Below are 15,910 nucleotides of genomic sequence, written 5' to 3' on the forward strand. Positions count from 1 at the left end.
GTTAAGAGAGTTGTGAAAAGTGCTTGGCAGGTGACATGTGCTTACCAAGAACGGCTGCAATCACAATGTGATTTTGCTTTTGGATGTAATAAATCACATGGTGCTTTAAAGGAAACCGGAAGTAGTTTTTTCCCAGTTCAGAAACTTCTATGCCAAGCAGCTGGTTGTTCGCCAGTAACTCCATTGATTGCTTGAGCTCTGAAAAGTAAGTCGTCCATTGTGTTTGCCCCCATCGCTCTAATGTATAGCGACGAATCTCAATGAGATCAGATTGCGCTGCAGAAGAAAGCTTGTAGTGCATCATTAATCAAATTTACCTTGGTTAAGTGCGTTCATGAAGTCGTTACCGTCGACCAGGTTATCTGATAGAGCATCGGCCTCTGCTTGTTCGAAGCGTGATTTCACCACCATCAATTTGAGTGCTTCAAGTTGTTCATATTCTTCACAAGACATCATCACCGCAACGGGTGAGCCGTTCTTATTAATTTGTACAGGTTCACGTTGAACCTTCATCAGTAAGTCACCAAATTTGGTTTTAGCTGTATTAGCAGTAAGTGATTGCATAATATTCTCCTTTTCGTTCATTATAAACGAATCGAACGATTTAACCAATTTGTATGATTCTGTGATTGAAGGTAATCTGATGTATTGTCCATAAAGGTGTAACTTTATGGACATTACATGCTGCCCCTCTCAATACTGTCCAGTTAGTCTTTTAAATATAAAGTGAACATGTACACTAAATTTAACCAATCTTAATATTCACTTTAAGGCAGTTCTCATGAAAATTGGCTATGCCCGTGTCAGTACCCAAGACCAAACACTTGATGTTCAGATTGAGCAGCTTAAGGCGATTGGCTGTGACAAAATTTACCAAGAACAAGCGAGTGGTAAATCTTCCGATCGAGAACAGCTTAACCTGTTGCTCGATTTTGCGAGGGAAGGGGACGTGATTCACGTTACCAAAGTCGACCGCATTGCCCGTAATACTATCGATGCGTTGCAAATTGCCGATCAGCTCGCAGCAAAAAAAGCCGGCTTAGTTTTTCATGATTTAGGCGACTTAGATATTAATAGCGATGTCGGTCGAGTAATTTATACCACCATTTCGGCGTTCGCAGAGATGGAAAGAAAACGAATTTTACAGCGCTGTAATGAGGGTAGGGAGCGCGCACGAGCTGAAGGGAGGCACCTCGGCCGATTTCCTGATAAGACGCTTCACCAACGCATTCAAGAGCTTGCAGAGCAGGGGATAAATAAGCATGCGATCAGCAAAGAGTTAGGGTGCAGTCGAACAACGGTTTATAAGGTGTTGGGTTGAAGTTCCTAGTGATTGCTTGGTAGCTTTTGTTTTAAAGCACTTTGAAAACAAAAGTTAAATTACGAATTTTGAGTGGTATATTTATGAAGCGTTGGGACGATATATAGGAATAGTTACGAGCAATTGGACAAGCACGTGATTCTACATGAAAAATTCTCAATAATATTTTTGCTTTTTTAGCGCGACAATCATAGATACCTTCACTGAACCATAAAACGAATTCAGTGAAGGTGAGTAATCAATAATTTATTCTTTGAATAAAGAAAACCACGGGCTTACCCGTGGATGAATGCCAATTCCAAAATTACAGCGTAAGCTGTAATTTTGGTCAACGCTTAGCGTTGTCACGGTAAGTACCACGGACATGATCTGGGGAATCTTCTTTATTTACCGTACTCTGTGATCATATAGTGGCTTTGATAAAAAGGTGACATTCTATTAGCGAAGATTTTCAAAAGGTTTTCTTTATCAGAAATGAATATAGATTGAAAGTTATTACTAAGCTTAGTTGTTAAAAGTGTTCTAAGATAGAATGAGTTACTACATCTTAGATTGGAAAGTGGTTCGCAATTTTTGAAAATTAAAATGGTTTTTTTGTCATTATATTGGATTTTTTCTATATTTTTTAAGCTTTTAAAAATCTCCAAGTCTGAAGGGAAATTAGTTAAATCCCAACAGTAAAATTCTATGTTATTTGATTTAGATAAGGAATATAGTTCTTTTAAAAAATTTTCACTTAAGACTGAGGAGTCAGCAGTTGATATCTTGTAATTTAAAGACCAAGAAAATTTTATAAATAACTCTGGACTAATATTATTCATTTTCATTAACCCATTTGGCTAGGTTACCTGTGATTTTTAAATCGTAACGCTTTAACTTATTCAAAAGATAAAAATTAGATTTTGTTTTTTGCCTTATAAATTCGTCAGTAAAACTATCCGATTCATAATATAATGTATTACAATTAAGAGTGCTTTCACCATTGGATATTTCTCTTATTATTGTTCTTTTACCTGTACCTATAATTACATTTAGAAGTTCACACTGTTTGATCTTAAGTAATGCAACCCCGTTACTTTCAGCAACTATCTCATAGAAGATATTACTAAATGTAGATGTCCAAATTAGGTTGTTATCAAAACCTAATGATTCATGCGTTTTGGTAAGAAAGTATCGTTCAAAATAAATTAAAGGTGATTTCATTGAGTAATAGACTTTATCATTAAATTTGTTGATTTTAGATATGATACCTTCAGCTAGGAAGTAATAGGAACTATCTCCAGGTATTGAATATATAGATTCCATACCATCAAGTATTAAATTTAGGTTTATAATTTCATCGTGACTGAGTTTTATCTTTAACAGATATTCGGGTGAATGCCAACGAAATAGTTTTTTAATTATTTCTTTAGATTTGTACTTGTTTATCTTTGCTTCTTCACTAATCAGTTTTGTATATTTATAGATTCTATCTTGCACGTATTTTAAGTCATGGCGAGCAATTTCACTAACATCATTTGCAATTAGAATTCTAATTAATGGGGAGTCTACTTGATTTTTTATTTCTTCAAATAAATCAATGTGGGAGTTTTTCTCATAAATGAACTTGTATAATATATAATGAGACTTTGTAAGAGGAATTCCAGCCTCCCTAGCTAATATCCTAGATTGAAGCTGTAGTTTTTTTATAATTCGAACACTTTGTTCTTTATTCATGATAGATTTCCCAATGTTAAAATTTATATTTGTCGCTATCACTTCCCGATAATTAGCTAAATATAAAATAACCATTTGGTTTACTATTCTTGAATTTACTGTTTGAGGCTCTCTATAGATTTGGCGGGAAGTCCACGTATAGCCTCAGGATACGCTACTAAACTATATGATTTTTTTTGGTATTAGTCAAAGTTCTTACTTGAAGTCATGAATAACTAAGATCGCCAAAATAAATTTTATATAAGTTAATTAATTAGGTAACGAAAAATAGCGCGACAAAATGACTGTTTTGTTGCGCTATAAATATTCAGCAAATTTTAATTATCTCTTTGATAAATAAGGCTTATTTTTGGTTCATCGCGGCTTTCCGGGGAAAGCCGCTTTTATCTTTAAGAAGAAGTAATCAGTATCTCGATAGCCATATCCCATCCGCTTGATTAACTTTATCTTGTTATTTATCCCTTCAAGCGTACAGGTATTCAGCGGGTAGCTTGCTGAAGCAGTGATCCCATGAAGGTATGGACGGAGCTTTCGAGCGAACTCTTTTAACGGTTTAATGCCACTCTCATTCACTTGCTCCCACCATACCAGCCATAAGTTTTTAGCCTGAAGTTCAGAGTCGCAACGCCACAGTTCTTTTAATTGCGCACCCAGTAAGTAGGTTGTCATCAAGTCCTGATTCATATTCAATATTTCTGTGAGGTAGTTTTCCTGTTGTGTATTTAAATTATCCTTATTTTTCAATAGCACCCAGCGCGAACGCTTGACCCATTGCCTTGCTTTTTTATCCTGTTTTAGCTTATTGGCTTGGTCGACTCTGACTCTATCCATCACTTCACGACCAAACTTAGCAACAACGTGGAACAAGTCGTAAACTATGCGAGCATTTGGGCAATGCTCTTGGACTTCAAGGTCAAAAGCCGTATTCATATCCATCGCTACTGCTTCGATATTTTTGCCGTGCTCACCTAGCTGTTCAAAGAACGGTCGAATATCCTTGCGGCTACGACCTAGTCCTATCCAGATAACCTGATGACTTTTCGCATCTGCAATGACCGTCGCGTAACGGTGCCCTTTAAAAATGGCGAACTCGTCCATGACGAGTTGCCTTAATTCACCCCATTCAACTTGCGGTACTACTTGTTGAAGCCGACGCTTATCTATCTCTTTGATTGTATGCCAATGAACGCCTGTCACTTGAGCTATATGTTTAATAGGTAGTAGAGGCAACAACTGTTCTATATAGCTTCGTAGACGGTTAGTGATACGAGCATAAGGTTCCAACCAAGATAGTCGTTCTGTTTTAATGCCGCAGTGGTTGCACTTGATGCGTCGGGTTTGAACGGACAGCTCAACGGGGGCTCCCAGCAGTGTGGCTTCCTTCACATTCCGCCATTGATACTCATGTATGGCTTGAGCTTTATTAATGACGCAGTCTGATGAGACTTTACTATATGAAAGCCTTCCCAGAATGAAGATAGAAAAGTATGATTCGACATGAAAACGGTAGTTTGTGTAGGTTTTGTTTGGCGATAAAACTCTATCACTTACTACCGTTTTTGTTTTTAGTTCCCGCTTATCCGCGATGAACCTTTTTTTTTGCATAGTTGTGTTGTGGTTTTATTGTTAAACTCCACACCGATTGTTTATCTCTAAATGAATGGCTTGCAGATTCATCTAAACAGAGTAGATTGGGCCCTTAGTTCAAATTGGACAATTATGTGTAAATTTCCACAACCACACGGCAAGCGTGCTGCAAGGAAGCCAGGCTATTGGCGGTGCAATAAAACACAAGTAACGTGTTTTATTGCGGGTATATCCTCATGCTACTGTCACGTTTTTTTGTGGGGGCAGTTTGTTGTTAGCCATGCCAACATTATTCATGCATTCATATATCTGTTACTTCTTGAGATCCTGATGAATATCTAGACATATGCAGAGGGGGCTCATTGAATTTTTATCGGCTGTCGTTCGATTTTGCACTTATCGAAGTATTGTGGAGTAACTAATAAGCTAGAGAGATTAGGGAATTCGCCGTGATTAGTCTCCCTGTCAAACTGCTTATTCACCTCTAGAAGAGTATTTTCAAAAATTCTAATTTGCTTGAGGCTGAGAGCACATTTTTTAGGATTATTGAGTCCATAACGTGCAGCATCATACATCTTATCTACAATCTCCATTGAGATAGCACAGTGTATATTTTCATGTTGATATAACTCATTTAAGTATGATTCATATTCCTGTTTAAGCTGTTTACTTTCCTCATTAATCACCAATTGTGGCAAAGTATATGTAACTTCAAAACTAAATCGGTGTATGTGACACGTATCCTCATCGATATTAAAATCATATTGATATTTGGTGTATGCATCGAAACCTGCTGAGTACAACCAACTTGGCATTGCTTGCTCAAAAGAAGCATCCACTTGCTCTAGATTTCTCCCTTTTACAATATAGATTTCATAGTGCTTGCTAAAAGGGTAAGAGTGCTTAACTACTTCTGATTTAGCAATATATGGTAGCAGGCTACAAATCAGCGCAATCTTATGAGTTTTTTTAGGTTTCATAATTTAGTCCTCATCTCGAAAGAACTATCAGCTTTTATCTTAAAGGCGGTACTGTGCAAAATAGTGGGGGAAAATTCCCCCATACCTCAAAAATCACCTTTCGGTTTCTCGACCACCTTGTCCCCGACGACTACGGTCACCGGTGCCACGACTATCGTGACCACCCGCAGCCGCTTCATTACCATCACGACGGCGCTGGCCTTTATCTCCTCGGTAACCACCACCTCCGCCGCCGCCACAACCACATCCGCGAGGAACTGCCCGGCGAGGGCCTGTGCCTCCTACTACTTTTTCAACCTTATCCAAACTCAATTTTTTCATATCTATATCCCTTTTGATTAGTTTGCTTTTTGTACATCAACATAACGAATATCACTAAAACCGTTACTCACTCAAGCAGCCAAATTTCTTTTTATTTAGAGTGGGATACCTCTATCGAAAATTAAATAAATAACTGATTATTAAGTTTAAAATCAATGCTGATTAATTTGGTTACGGTTAGATTTTTTTGGCCGTACTGGCCAACCCTCTTTGATCTCCTTCTTTTCTTTGCCCATTTGACTCTGGGCTGCAGTGTTATGGTCAAAATTCACACCTATTGGGGCTTCTCTAAATGAATGGTTCGCGTAGCTGAAGCTATGGTTTCTGCTCGGTGTGCAATGATGATGCGAGTGATATTTAGTTGCTGAACGTGTTGGTTAATAATAGCTTCATTATTAGCATCAAGGTGGCTCGTAGATTCATCTAAACAGAGGACTTTAGGCTGCTTATAAAGAGCTCGCGCGAGAAAAATACGTTGAAGTTGCCCGCCGGAAAAGCTACTTCCCATGTCTCCAACCAAAGAATAAAAGCCTAATGGTAGTCGTTGAATCTCGGCTAAAATGTTAGCGTGGCGACAACTCTCTTTTAATCTTTCTTCATCATATGGGCTATCAAACATGGTGATATTTTCGCTCAGTGTTCCTGAAAGTAGAGTGTCATTTTGCATCACACTTCCTAGGTGTGAACGATACGTTGTTTTATCTAGCTTTTGGATATCGATACCATCTAGGTAAATGGTTCCAGTCGTCGGGGAGAGTAACCCAAGAAGGAGCTTAAGTAAGGTTGTCTTGCCGCATCCAGATTCGCCGGTGATTGCGATACTTTCTCCAGGCTCTATTTCAAAACTGAGTTGGTTTAGCACCCAAGGTGCTTGGTCAAAATAACGAAAGCTGACGTTCTCAACTTTAATATGACCTTTCACTGGCAGGGGAAGTGAAGCTTGGCCTGGTGAATCTTCTTGGGTATGTAAAGTGATGTCGGAGAGCCGCTCTAAGTGCAAGGTGAGTAGTTTAAAGGACAGTATTTTGTCTATGAAGGCAAGAATGCTCGTCGTGAACTGGTTTTTGTACGCAATAAACGCCAATAACATTCCCACCGTCAGCTCCCCTTCGATCACAATCAAAGCTCCTAAATAAACGACAATAACCATCTCCAACCCAAAAATTAGGTCGTTGAGTGTCGTTTCTGCGATGTCCAGTTTCCCTAATTGAATATCGGTGTTGATCACTTCTGCATAGCGGTTTAGCCAACTGTTTTGTCGGTGTGTTTCATGGCTAAAGAGTTTAATGGTTTGTATTGCTCGAATACTTTCTAAAAAATGGGAATCTTCTTTGGCTTCCGCCACTATTGATTCTTCAGTGATGCGGCGGTTAGGAAAATAGAACAGCCACTGAACGACAAAAGAAAGCCCAACTACAGCAAGCACAACACCAGTCAGAAGGGGGCTATAAAGAAACATCATTATTAAGACAACGGATGCCATTAAGCCATCGATTAACGCTTCAACAATACCTGTTGTGAGTAGCTCCCGGATGGCGTTGATAGAGCCAAATCGAGAGACAACATCGCCTACATGGCGCTTTTCAAAATAAGCATTAGGCAGTCTGATCAGGTGATGGAATAAGTTAGCGCCCATTTGGATATTGAGTGCACTACTAAATCGCACAACGAACCAGCTACGAAAAGCGGTCACACCGGTCTTTATCAAGTTCAGTAGCGCAAAGCCCAATGCGAGAACCATCAGCAAAGGTGTGTCATGACTGAGCAGGACGTTATCAACTACCCACTGCATGTAATAAGGAGCTATTAATGCGGCGGCTTGAATGACCACTGATAACATTAATAGTGTAACTAGGGTGCGTTTTAACCCATGAATTTTCTCCCACAGTTGGTTAATTCGCATGGTCTCGCGTTTGTCTTGTTTTTTAAAGTTACTACTGGGGTGTAGTTCGAGTGCAATACCGGTAAAGCTGCGAGCAAATTCAATTGTAGATAACTGGCGCTTACCCTGAGCGGGGTCATTGATATCAACCTTTCCATTACACACTTTGGTTAGCACTACAAAATGGTTTAAGTCCCAATGAATAATGCATGGCAAAGAAAGCTGATCTAACTCTTCTACTTCACATTGTACTGCTCGTGCTGTGAGCCTTATTCGATTAGCTAATTCCATGACCTGTTTTAAATTCATGCCCTGTGTACCAATCCTTACCATGCGTCTAAGTGAGGCGACATTGATTTGGTAACCGTAGTATCCGGAAATCATCGCAACGCACGCTAATGCGCATTCTGATACTTCGGATTGCATCACCAAAGGTACGCGTTTTAGATGTGTGTAATGCAATCGATGAAGAAGGTTATGGGGGTGTCCTAACATACTCTGTGTTCTTTGGTTGTGAGAGGTGCTCATTGGGTGCCTGTTCATGCTTTTTATAGTTTGAACAACGAGTTGCTGTGCTCTTTTTTATTAATTAAATTCCACCCAACCTTATGAGTATTTACGGATAATGACATGTTATTAAAGGAGAAATTACGATTAATTATCTATAAGGGATTCGGGCATTTGATTCGTAGTATTTTTATGCCCCTAGGTTGATAAACCAATAAGAATTGAGGGTTATCAATAAATTAACTCATAAATTAATTGTGGTTCTGATGGTATTTAAGCCTTGATATAGCTAGGGCTAAACCCCTGTAGGTCTTCCGTTTACGCAAGCGCCAGTTCTGTGCCAAGTTTTATTGCTGCGTTGTACAGGCGTTATTCAGGGAGAAACATTGGTTACGTTAAGGATGAGAAATGAAGAAAGTTATGTGCCAACAAGTAGCGTCACTCTCAGAGGACATGCTTGATAAAGTTGTGGGTGGGAAGGGATACGACGGTTGTACCTCTAAACCTAAAAAGCTGCATAAAGCAGCGACGAAAAAAGGAAATACGTCAAAGGGCCGTGATTGGAGCGGGGGCTGTAATAGCCGTTCGTCTTAGGTATTGGTTTTAGGTGATTATCGTGGGGTATGTCGTTCACTTACCTCACTTTTTTCTTAAATCAGGTATTCCTTTTTATATATGGAGCACATTATGAAAACGTACTTGTTATCACTGTTTGTCGCTCAATTCCCGTTGCCTATGGCTGACAAGCCTTCTCTTGTCTCTATGTCAGATAATGCCATCATGCCTATTACTCGGCAGGCGTTGGTAGGTTGGTGGCAGTGTTGGTTTACTTTCCCGTTGATTGGTGACCGCATTCTCAACGAACATTTGAGATTGGATAAAGACGGCAGCTTCTCATCGCAAGGGACGTTTGAATACTTTTTAAGTAATCAAGACAAGCCAGCTCTCTTCTCTTTTTCAGCTCAAGGAAACTGGGACTTTTATCAGCATCAACTTCGCCTTGAGTATGCCCCTTTTGATATCGAACCCATGGGCGAGTTGAGTGAACAGTATCTAAACGACATCAAAAAAATCTACCTATCTCCATCCTATAAAGGGACGCGTCGCACTGTGTTTGATGTAGAGCTGTTACGCGAAGATTCCATGACAATTGGTGATGAATATGACAGCTGGCAGTGCGTTAGATAATAATATCCAACTTGTTTTTGAGCTTATCAATAGTTCTGAGTCCACGCTGTTTGATAAGAAAAAAGCATGTGGTTTCGTAGAGAAGTTACTGGCGCTTCAAGGGCAGGTAAATCACGAATCTGTGTCTATTTTCATTCGGTTATTGGACGAATTGCTTTTAGCTGACAAGGAACAATACCTTGCTCGAGATGTGTTACAGCGTATTAGTTGGCTCGAACCAGAAGACCTTGTGATGTTAGATAAGGTATTTTTTGTTTGGATTGGTTGTTTGGGCGAGCGCCAACTTGAATATTTTGATGTGTGGGAAGAAGTTTGCCAAGACGATACATTCATCTATTACGATAGCCGCTGTTTACTTGCTAGTGAGATTAAGGACGTTCTCTGTCGGCTACACCACTGCAGTCATGAAGATGTGGCCTTGATAAAGCACCAAAGTGACTGGTTTGAGGCGTTTGTAGCAAGTCAGGAGAAACACCTCGATGAATGGTTAATTGATCATACTCGAGTCTATGATGCCGACATCGCAACTGAGCTTGAACATAGGCTCTATCGTGTTAGGCATCGTTACTACCGGCTAACGAAACTAGTTACCTTGATAGATATTGCGTCAATTGACTCATTATTTGTATTTAGCGGCTTTGATTTAGAACCTTACTACCTGTACGAAGTACTTCTGAGAAATAATTTAGCGGCAGCGAGTGATATCGTTCGGTTGTTGGTTCTTTATCATCAAGGGGGGATGTACGTTGATTTCGACACACTCCCAAGTTTTGAGCACTGTTTTCCTAAAACAAATCGGCGCTTTCCTGAATGGGTGAGTAATAACATGGTCGATGTACTTAAAGCCGAGCTCGTCATGAATGTGTTTCGAACTCAGCAATTGACTCGTTTTGCACGGTGCCAAGGTGATCATCAGCTAGTAGAGAATATCGTAGCGACGTTTTTTGATGATGATAAAGAGCAAATCAAAAGTTTGCATGAAGATGTTGCTGCGATAACTGAAGATAAACTTTTCCACCCTTTTATTTTGCCTCCCGTTCACAAAGAGGGTTTGGCATTAACGAAAGCCAAAAATAGTGTGGGCGAGTTCAACAACAATGTGCTGATAGCGCCTAAGGGATCCAAGTTAATAAGAATTGTCTTAACGATGATGAGCAGTCGTTACCGTTATATGGAAGATAACGGCATTATATTTGATGATATTTTCAACTCTCGCGACTGTGACGTTAACAATAGAGTGATGGAGAGCGAGGAGTATTGGCTTCGTTTTTCGGACTATCGGTATGACCATTTACGATCAAGTGATAATGTAACGCTCTTTTTGTCTGGGCCTTCATTGGTATTAGAAGTACTTATATCGCTTGCTTATGAAGTTTTTGACATTGAAGGCTGCAGTCCGAACGCCGTCGCGTTCGCAATGAGCCACCCAGGCTTAAAGATGGCATTTGATCATCAAACTCAATTTACAGTAGAGCACATGCGCTCAACTTGGCTTAGAAACCAAAACCTCTTTTCTGATTAGTTCGATTTTAGTCATTGTCTAACATTCAAGCTGACTTTTTTAGTGCGGTTCGCTCATTAAAGCTTACCTTGAATCGCGTATATTGGGTCAAGTAACCATTCTAGGAGTGTGCGCGTTTCTAAAATAATATCAGCTTCAGCTAACATGCCTGTTTTCAATGGAAATTCTTCACCATAGGCGTTCATAAATTGATCTGGTAAAGAGGCTGTTACTCGATACATGGCTTGTTCTGTCTTAATGGGGAGGGCTTTGTCACTTGGCAAGATCAAAGCTTTGTCAATGCTCGTGATAGCACCAGTCATTAAGCCGAATTTCTGATAAGGAAAAGCATCAAAGCGGATATTGACGGTATCACCTTGTTGAACAAAACCAGCAGAGCGGGTAGGTAGGAGTAATTCTAACTCAAGGGGCGAGTTGGTGGGGATGATACTTAAAATCGGTGTACTTGGGGATACTTGGCTCCCTACTTTAGCCTGAATCGCTGTAACAGTGCCTTGCTTGGGCGCTTTCTGTGTAAATTCATATTCGCTGTTTAGCTCTACTTTTTGGGCCTGTAATAAAGAGATCTGTTGTTGTATCTCAAGTAGTTTTAAGTTGTGTTGTTCAGGCAGCAACTGTTGCTGGGTTTGTATTTGTGTTATCTCGACCTGAAGCGAACTCACCTCTTTATCTATTGTTTGATTCGCTTCTTGGTATTCTAATAACGCTTCTTGAGCTTCTATCAAGGCTGTTGCTGAAAGGTATCCATCTTGAGATAAGGTTTGTCGTTTTTCATAGAGTTGGGTTTGTAGGTCAAGGCGTATGGTGTTGGTTTGTTTGGCTTTGTTAATTGCGCTTAAACTTTGATTCAGGCGCTCTAACTGGTGCTGCAAAGTGAGAGTTTGCTTGTTAAACAGGGCGTCAGAAATGGTTCGCTTTTTTTCCAACATTTTCAACTGTGTGTCTATTTCTTGAATGAGAGCTGTGGTTCGCTCTTTTCCACTGGTTAAGCCTTGGCTATTTTGAATCCGTGCAATCGGCTGGCCCTCTGTGATTTCTAGTCCTTCCTCTACCCAGAGCTGATTGAGTACCCCTGAACGAGCAAAATATAAAGTGATGACGCCTTTTTGTGGGGCTAGGTATCCCTTCACTGTCTCTTTACGTGCGAACTCAAATTGCGAAAGATAGAACAAGATGAGAACAAAGAGAGCGAAAAGTGCCGCACTGATACCATACAAGGACAGTGGCTGAATTAAAACGACGCGACCTGTTAGCGTTTGTTTTTTTGCTTCAAGAACTTGTCGGCGAAATAACATAATAATTCCTTTTTCTGTTTATTCCTTGGATTAGTGCCTTAGACTGTTTAGGTCAAATTGCAAGTTTATGGATAGTTAGGGGCTCTCTCCATGCTAGAAGGAGCGGAGAAAAAACTCAGCTTATTAAACAGTAATTACGAGTGATTTTTTGGGGGAGGAACTCTCTTGATGCAAAGGAAAACCAATCGAATAATCAAGAACTAAGAAACTCAATGCCTCATCATAAATTAGCAATAATTAAATACTTCCTCCCGAATAAGCACGTTAATTTTTAACATCCAAGCAGGGAGGTTAGGTCGGAATGCAACAGATTTTAAACCGACAGGTCAGTTGTCCGTCCGCTCTCTCTTGGAACCGTGGATTTTATGATGTTTTATGTATGAGGGAGAGTTTAACAATGAAAGTATTAGCTACTGTTCATGAGATTGAGCAAGTTGTTGGAGGGAATCCTGGTCGTGGAATTGGAAGCTGGATCCGTGATTCGCTTGATAGAGCACACGCACCAGTTGCAAGAGCTCGTTATAGCGAATATCGCCAGCGAAGAGATAGCTCGGGAGATCGTGCTGCACAGGCTCGTTCTCGTTCGCGCAGCGATATGAATGACCGCCACGACAAAGGTGGCAGTAACCGTATTGGAGGCCGTTAGGTTTCGGAGTAATTTACGATGCGGTTAATGATCTTTGCTGTGGTGGTAATCTATATAGGTTATTTTTTTCCAAGTTATATTCTGCTTGATTACTACCTGCTCATTACCCGAGAGTGGGCACTTAATCCGAGTTTGGATCGAGTGCTCTACTCCGTTATCGCCTACTACTTGTTACCCGTTATCGCTTTTTCCACGTTGTTTATTAGTGCTCGGCGAGATAAGCATTGGAAGCAGTATTCAACCTCTTGGCCTAGAAACACATGTACATGGGGTGAAGGCGTATTGGTATTGCTTGGTTTGATCTCATTGAATTCTGTATCAAATTATATTCAATATATTGTTTTTGATTGGTTTTCTCCAGGCTATTGGCAGGTCCAAGCCTACAATTTCACGCCTTTGTTTTCAGCTTATGATGGTGTGATTGATTGGTTGAGTGTGTTAAGCAGCGTTATGGACGGTGTGTTTATTTCTCCCGTGATAGAAGAGCTTCTCTTTCGTTATTTGTTGTTTGTTATTTTAAGATCCGTTTTTGGGGTTACCTGCGCAGCATTACTCTCAAGCCTAATATTCGCTTCAATACATCAGTGGGCACTTTACGCCTTTATGTCAGGGATATTTTTATGCTGGGTCTTTGAGCGATATCGCCGCTTAGAAGTGGTCATTGCCATTCATGCTGGTCATAATTTGTTTATTTTACTTTATGACCTTGTTTATTACTTGATAACACAGCTTCACTTTAATCCTTGGGAGGCAGTTGACATTAGTATTATTGCGCTGCAAGCGGGTTATCTGGTGTTGTTTTTGCTCTTTATTTATTATCAGCGAAGAGAGTTTAGGGAGGAGTAATGTTAACAAGAAGAATGTTTCTTATACTTATTTACTTAAATATCGCCTTATTCTTTTTAAGCGTACTTTGGTTGTTAGTTCCATTTTTCAAACAGTATTCGTTAAGCGATTACTACGCTTACAGCGCCATTGTGGTCTTAGCTCTGAGTGCTTTGGTTGCTCAAGGTGGCCGGAGTAGTACTGAAGTGACGGACAATAAAAATAATTACCGGGCGGTTGTGTTCTTGTTAACTTTGGGCTCGATATTAATGATTAAAAGCTTCGTGTTAACTTTGATTTAGAGGCTATTATCGTCACCATCAAAATATGTAGTTTCGTGTGAATCTTTGTTATAGCGGGTACCACATACATTGCATTTTATATTCTTGTATGAATTTGAGTAACCATATCCCCCAAGCAGTAATTCACAAATTTTTCCAAGGAAGGAGGTAGATCGATCGTGCTCTATGGTATGTGGAGTGTACTTTTTGCAGTTTTGGCAAAATAGCTTCATAAAGACTCCAAAGCTTCCACTAACTTTCTCTCAAGTGAGCGAGACATTACTCGACCTCTAGAGTTGTGGCTACCAAACAAGGCAAATGCTTCACAAAAGTTTTGATTCATTATCTCTAACTTTGCTCGAAGCATATCAATATGAAAGCCGTTAGTGTCAATACTGGAACCGTGAGTGCTTGTGATATTGGCAATAATTTCTTGTATATGTTCTTTATAAGCCTCTACCTCATAGAGCAAAGTCAAAGCCTCAAAGTAATCGTTATCACTCTGGTTAAGTGTTGCTGTTTTCAGAAGAATTTTAGCCTCAGTAAGTCGTGACGAAAAAATCAGTGAGAATAGTAAATAACAGTAGCAACCTGCGATATAAGTGTCATCTTGGTTCTCATTACTCTTAACTTGCCCTAAAAAGTTAAGAGCATTTTGATAGTTACCAATTTGGCAGTCTTCTTTAATTGAAAAGTAAACCCACCTTAGATCCGTCGGGAACTCTTTAACGTTCTTTTTGTTAAGTCGTGTATTTCTTTTAAGTTTGTTTTTATTTATGATTATATCATTTTTGTACCCCGAATGTATGATATATATCTGGCTTAAACATTGTATTTTACTATTGTATGGCGTTAGTTGTTCATGAACATACCCGTAGTAATAGAAATCTGATGTCTTAAACATTCTAGGAATGGAATAGCCTTTCTCCTTTTTATCTTCAGTAACACTGACTATGTAAGGACATATGGCGTTGGTGCCTTCTGGTGCCGAAAGAATAACTTCTTTTAGATTGAACTGTTCTTTTATTATTTCATCAGCATCGATGGTAATGACCCATTCATAGCTCACTTGAGATAAAGCAAAATTTCTCGCTGAAGAAAAATCATCATCCCATTCAAAATGGTAAAGTTTTATTAATTTAGATTTGATACTTTTGATTATATTAATAGTTTCATCTTTAGAACCAGTGTCTACTACAATTATTTCGTCAACATGATTGAAGAGTGAAAGGATAGCATCTTTGATACTCTCTTCTTCATTTTTACAGATTATGTATGATGATAATTTAACCATGTCGTTAATCTTTTATTCTGGGTTTTGTCTATAGAACTAAGATAAGCACTGGCTAACTAGTCAGCGCTTTAGTAGATGTATAATATCTATACTCTCGAAAGGTATTAGCGCTGAGAGCAGCGCCTTTCCGGTCGACGTGCCGCTTTAGCCCCGGCACTATTACGATTTTCCCTGTATCTATCTAAAGCCCTAGAAAGTCCACGACTGCAACCACCACCAATCAACATCATTTCTTCTTCAGTTAATAATTTAGACATAATAATATTCCTTAGTAAAAGTTAGTCATATACCTATTAGCATGATGGGATTACCATACTAAAGCGTATCTAACCGTCAAGGATAGTATAATTTTTAATGACCATTACTAATTAATTAAATAATAAATTATATAAAATGAACTAGTATAACTGACGTTATGTGGTAGTTTCTTAAATGAAATAAATTTAATTTATAATTAATAAAACTTTGAGTGTAATATGATGAATAAAAGTCATAAGAAATTTATTATATGGGGTAGTTTGCTGAGTGTTTTTGCCATTATGATA

At 39.2% G+C, this 15,910-nt stretch carries 16 protein-coding genes and 1 pseudogene; 7 read left to right on the forward strand and 10 right to left on the reverse strand.

Features of this window, described 5'->3' with window-relative positions:
• Position 1: 1 nt before the first annotated feature.
• Together AB6E78_RS16930 and AB6E78_RS16935 are read right to left on the reverse strand one after the other, a co-directional pair.
• Positions 2 to 304: a type II toxin-antitoxin system RelE/ParE family toxin gene (locus AB6E78_RS16930; protein ID WP_017061973.1), complete on the reverse strand. Its 303-nt coding sequence runs from the start codon at positions 302 to 304 to the stop codon at positions 2 to 4.
• Positions 304 to 564, reverse strand: coding sequence for a type II toxin-antitoxin system Phd/YefM family antitoxin (locus AB6E78_RS16935; RefSeq protein ID WP_017061972.1), 261 nt, complete (start codon positions 562 to 564; stop codon positions 304 to 306). Before AB6E78_RS16935 ends, AB6E78_RS16930 begins: the two co-directional genes overlap by 1 nt.
• Positions 565 to 781: 217 nt before the next feature.
• Here AB6E78_RS16935 and AB6E78_RS16940 point away from each other — a divergent pair, with 217 nt between their 5' ends.
• Positions 782 to 1,321 carry a recombinase family protein gene (locus AB6E78_RS16940; RefSeq protein ID WP_132974785.1) on the forward strand — a complete coding sequence of 180 codons (540 nt, stop codon included), beginning with the start codon at positions 782 to 784 and terminating at the stop codon, positions 1,319 to 1,321.
• An 813-nt stretch (positions 1,322 to 2,134) separates the two neighbouring features.
• On the opposite strand, the gene AB6E78_RS16945 is transcribed toward AB6E78_RS16940, so the two are convergent.
• The 5 genes and pseudogenes from AB6E78_RS16945 to AB6E78_RS16965 all read right to left on the reverse strand — a co-directional run bounded on the left by AB6E78_RS16945 (position 2,135) and on the right by AB6E78_RS16965 (position 8,302).
• Positions 2,135 to 3,037: a hypothetical protein gene (locus AB6E78_RS16945; RefSeq protein WP_372133979.1), complete on the reverse strand. Its 903-nt coding sequence runs from the start codon at positions 3,035 to 3,037 to the stop codon at positions 2,135 to 2,137.
• A 354-nt stretch (positions 3,038 to 3,391) separates the two neighbouring features.
• Positions 3,392 to 4,536, reverse strand: a pseudogene (locus AB6E78_RS16950) (ISL3 family transposase).
• 447 nt (positions 4,537 to 4,983) lie between these two features.
• Positions 4,984 to 5,604, reverse strand: a complete 621-nt coding sequence (locus AB6E78_RS16955) for a DUF922 domain-containing protein (protein ID WP_372133980.1) — start codon at positions 5,602 to 5,604, stop codon at positions 4,984 to 4,986.
• A gap of 93 nt (positions 5,605 to 5,697) precedes the next feature.
• Positions 5,698 to 5,925, reverse strand: a complete 228-nt coding sequence (locus AB6E78_RS16960; RefSeq protein WP_372133981.1) for a hypothetical protein — start codon at positions 5,923 to 5,925, stop codon at positions 5,698 to 5,700.
• 274 nt (positions 5,926 to 6,199) lie between these two features.
• Positions 6,200 to 8,302: a peptidase domain-containing ABC transporter gene (locus AB6E78_RS16965; protein ID WP_120459742.1), complete on the reverse strand. Its 2,103-nt coding sequence runs from the start codon at positions 8,300 to 8,302 to the stop codon at positions 6,200 to 6,202.
• Positions 8,303 to 8,722: 420 nt separating this feature from the next.
• Here AB6E78_RS16965 and AB6E78_RS16970 point away from each other — a divergent pair, with 420 nt between their 5' ends.
• From AB6E78_RS16970 to AB6E78_RS16980, 3 genes are all read left to right on the forward strand, one after another.
• The gene (locus AB6E78_RS16970; RefSeq protein ID WP_017062004.1) at positions 8,723 to 8,908 is read left to right on the forward strand and encodes a hypothetical protein; all 186 of its coding nucleotides are present in this window, start codon (positions 8,723 to 8,725) and stop codon (positions 8,906 to 8,908) included.
• Positions 8,909 to 9,001: 93 nt separating this feature from the next.
• Positions 9,002 to 9,502, forward strand: coding sequence for a hypothetical protein (locus AB6E78_RS16975; RefSeq protein ID WP_017062003.1), 501 nt, complete (start codon positions 9,002 to 9,004; stop codon positions 9,500 to 9,502).
• Positions 9,471 to 11,024, forward strand: coding sequence for a TcdA/TcdB catalytic glycosyltransferase domain-containing protein (locus tag AB6E78_RS16980; RefSeq protein ID WP_372133982.1), 1,554 nt, complete (start codon positions 9,471 to 9,473; stop codon positions 11,022 to 11,024). Before AB6E78_RS16975 ends, AB6E78_RS16980 begins: the two co-directional genes overlap by 32 nt.
• A gap of 56 nt (positions 11,025 to 11,080) precedes the next feature.
• Here AB6E78_RS16980 and AB6E78_RS16985 read toward each other — a convergent pair whose 3' ends face one another.
• Positions 11,081 to 12,319 (reverse strand): HlyD family secretion protein, encoded by a 1,239-nt coding sequence (locus AB6E78_RS16985; protein ID WP_017062001.1) that lies wholly within the window; start codon positions 12,317 to 12,319, stop codon positions 11,081 to 11,083.
• Positions 12,320 to 12,716: 397 nt separating this feature from the next.
• Here AB6E78_RS16985 and AB6E78_RS16990 point away from each other — a divergent pair, with 397 nt between their 5' ends.
• From AB6E78_RS16990 to AB6E78_RS17000, 3 genes are read left to right on the forward strand one after another with little or no spacing between them, the layout of a single operon-like run.
• Entirely contained in the window at positions 12,717 to 12,965 is a 249-nt protein-coding gene (locus AB6E78_RS16990; protein ID WP_017062000.1) for a hypothetical protein, read from the forward strand.
• A gap of 18 nt (positions 12,966 to 12,983) precedes the next feature.
• Complete coding sequence (locus AB6E78_RS16995; protein WP_136977905.1) at positions 12,984 to 13,811, forward strand: CPBP family intramembrane glutamic endopeptidase; 828 nt, start codon at positions 12,984 to 12,986, stop codon at positions 13,809 to 13,811.
• Positions 13,811 to 14,092, forward strand: coding sequence for a hypothetical protein (locus tag AB6E78_RS17000; protein ID WP_372091478.1), 282 nt, complete (start codon positions 13,811 to 13,813; stop codon positions 14,090 to 14,092). Before AB6E78_RS16995 ends, AB6E78_RS17000 begins: the two co-directional genes overlap by 1 nt.
• A gap of 208 nt (positions 14,093 to 14,300) precedes the next feature.
• On the opposite strand, the gene AB6E78_RS17005 is transcribed toward AB6E78_RS17000, so the two are convergent.
• Both AB6E78_RS17005 and AB6E78_RS17010 read right to left on the reverse strand, forming a co-directional pair.
• Complete coding sequence (locus tag AB6E78_RS17005; protein ID WP_372133983.1) at positions 14,301 to 15,365, reverse strand: glycosyltransferase family 2 protein; 1,065 nt, start codon at positions 15,363 to 15,365, stop codon at positions 14,301 to 14,303.
• Positions 15,366 to 15,469: 104 nt separating this feature from the next.
• Positions 15,470 to 15,622, reverse strand: coding sequence for a hypothetical protein (locus tag AB6E78_RS17010; protein ID WP_156168086.1), 153 nt, complete (start codon positions 15,620 to 15,622; stop codon positions 15,470 to 15,472).
• Between the last annotated feature and the right edge of the window lie 288 nt (positions 15,623 to 15,910).

Origin of the sequence: Vibrio sp. 10N.247.310.98 (assembly GCF_041467395.1) — a bacterium.
Taxonomy (GTDB): Bacteria; Pseudomonadota; Gammaproteobacteria; order Enterobacterales; family Vibrionaceae; genus Vibrio; species Vibrio crassostreae_C.

Excerpts from the sequence above, each read along its gene's own strand:
- AB6E78_RS16985 (WP_017062001.1), bottom strand. The coding sequence starts at position 12,319 with ATGTTATTTCGCCGACAAGTTCTTGAAGCAAAAAAACAAACGCTAACA.
- AB6E78_RS16970 (WP_017062004.1), top strand. The coding sequence starts at position 8,723 with ATGAAGAAAGTTATGTGCCAACAAGTAGCGTCACTCTCAGAGGACATG.
- AB6E78_RS16960 (WP_372133981.1), bottom strand. The coding sequence starts at position 5,925 with ATGAAAAAATTGAGTTTGGATAAGGTTGAAAAAGTAGTAGGAGGCACA.
- AB6E78_RS16990 (WP_017062000.1), top strand. The coding sequence starts at position 12,717 with ATGAAAGTATTAGCTACTGTTCATGAGATTGAGCAAGTTGTTGGAGGG.
- AB6E78_RS17010 (WP_156168086.1), bottom strand. The coding sequence starts at position 15,622 with ATGTCTAAATTATTAACTGAAGAAGAAATGATGTTGATTGGTGGTGGT.
- AB6E78_RS16980 (WP_372133982.1), top strand. The coding sequence starts at position 9,471 with ATGAATATGACAGCTGGCAGTGCGTTAGATAATAATATCCAACTTGTT.
- AB6E78_RS17005 (WP_372133983.1), bottom strand. The coding sequence starts at position 15,365 with ATGGTTAAATTATCATCATACATAATCTGTAAAAATGAAGAAGAGAGT.
- AB6E78_RS16965 (WP_120459742.1), bottom strand. The coding sequence starts at position 8,302 with ATGTTAGGACACCCCCATAACCTTCTTCATCGATTGCATTACACACAT.
- AB6E78_RS16940 (WP_132974785.1), top strand. The coding sequence starts at position 782 with ATGAAAATTGGCTATGCCCGTGTCAGTACCCAAGACCAAACACTTGAT.
- AB6E78_RS16975 (WP_017062003.1), top strand. The coding sequence starts at position 9,002 with ATGAAAACGTACTTGTTATCACTGTTTGTCGCTCAATTCCCGTTGCCT.
- AB6E78_RS16995 (WP_136977905.1), top strand. The coding sequence starts at position 12,984 with ATGCGGTTAATGATCTTTGCTGTGGTGGTAATCTATATAGGTTATTTT.
- AB6E78_RS16935 (WP_017061972.1), bottom strand. The coding sequence starts at position 564 with ATGCAATCACTTACTGCTAATACAGCTAAAACCAAATTTGGTGACTTA.
- AB6E78_RS16945 (WP_372133979.1), bottom strand. The coding sequence starts at position 3,037 with ATGAATAAAGAACAAAGTGTTCGAATTATAAAAAAACTACAGCTTCAA.
- AB6E78_RS16955 (WP_372133980.1), bottom strand. The coding sequence starts at position 5,604 with ATGAAACCTAAAAAAACTCATAAGATTGCGCTGATTTGTAGCCTGCTA.
- AB6E78_RS17000 (WP_372091478.1), top strand. The coding sequence starts at position 13,811 with ATGTTAACAAGAAGAATGTTTCTTATACTTATTTACTTAAATATCGCC.
- AB6E78_RS16930 (WP_017061973.1), bottom strand. The coding sequence starts at position 304 with ATGATGCACTACAAGCTTTCTTCTGCAGCGCAATCTGATCTCATTGAG.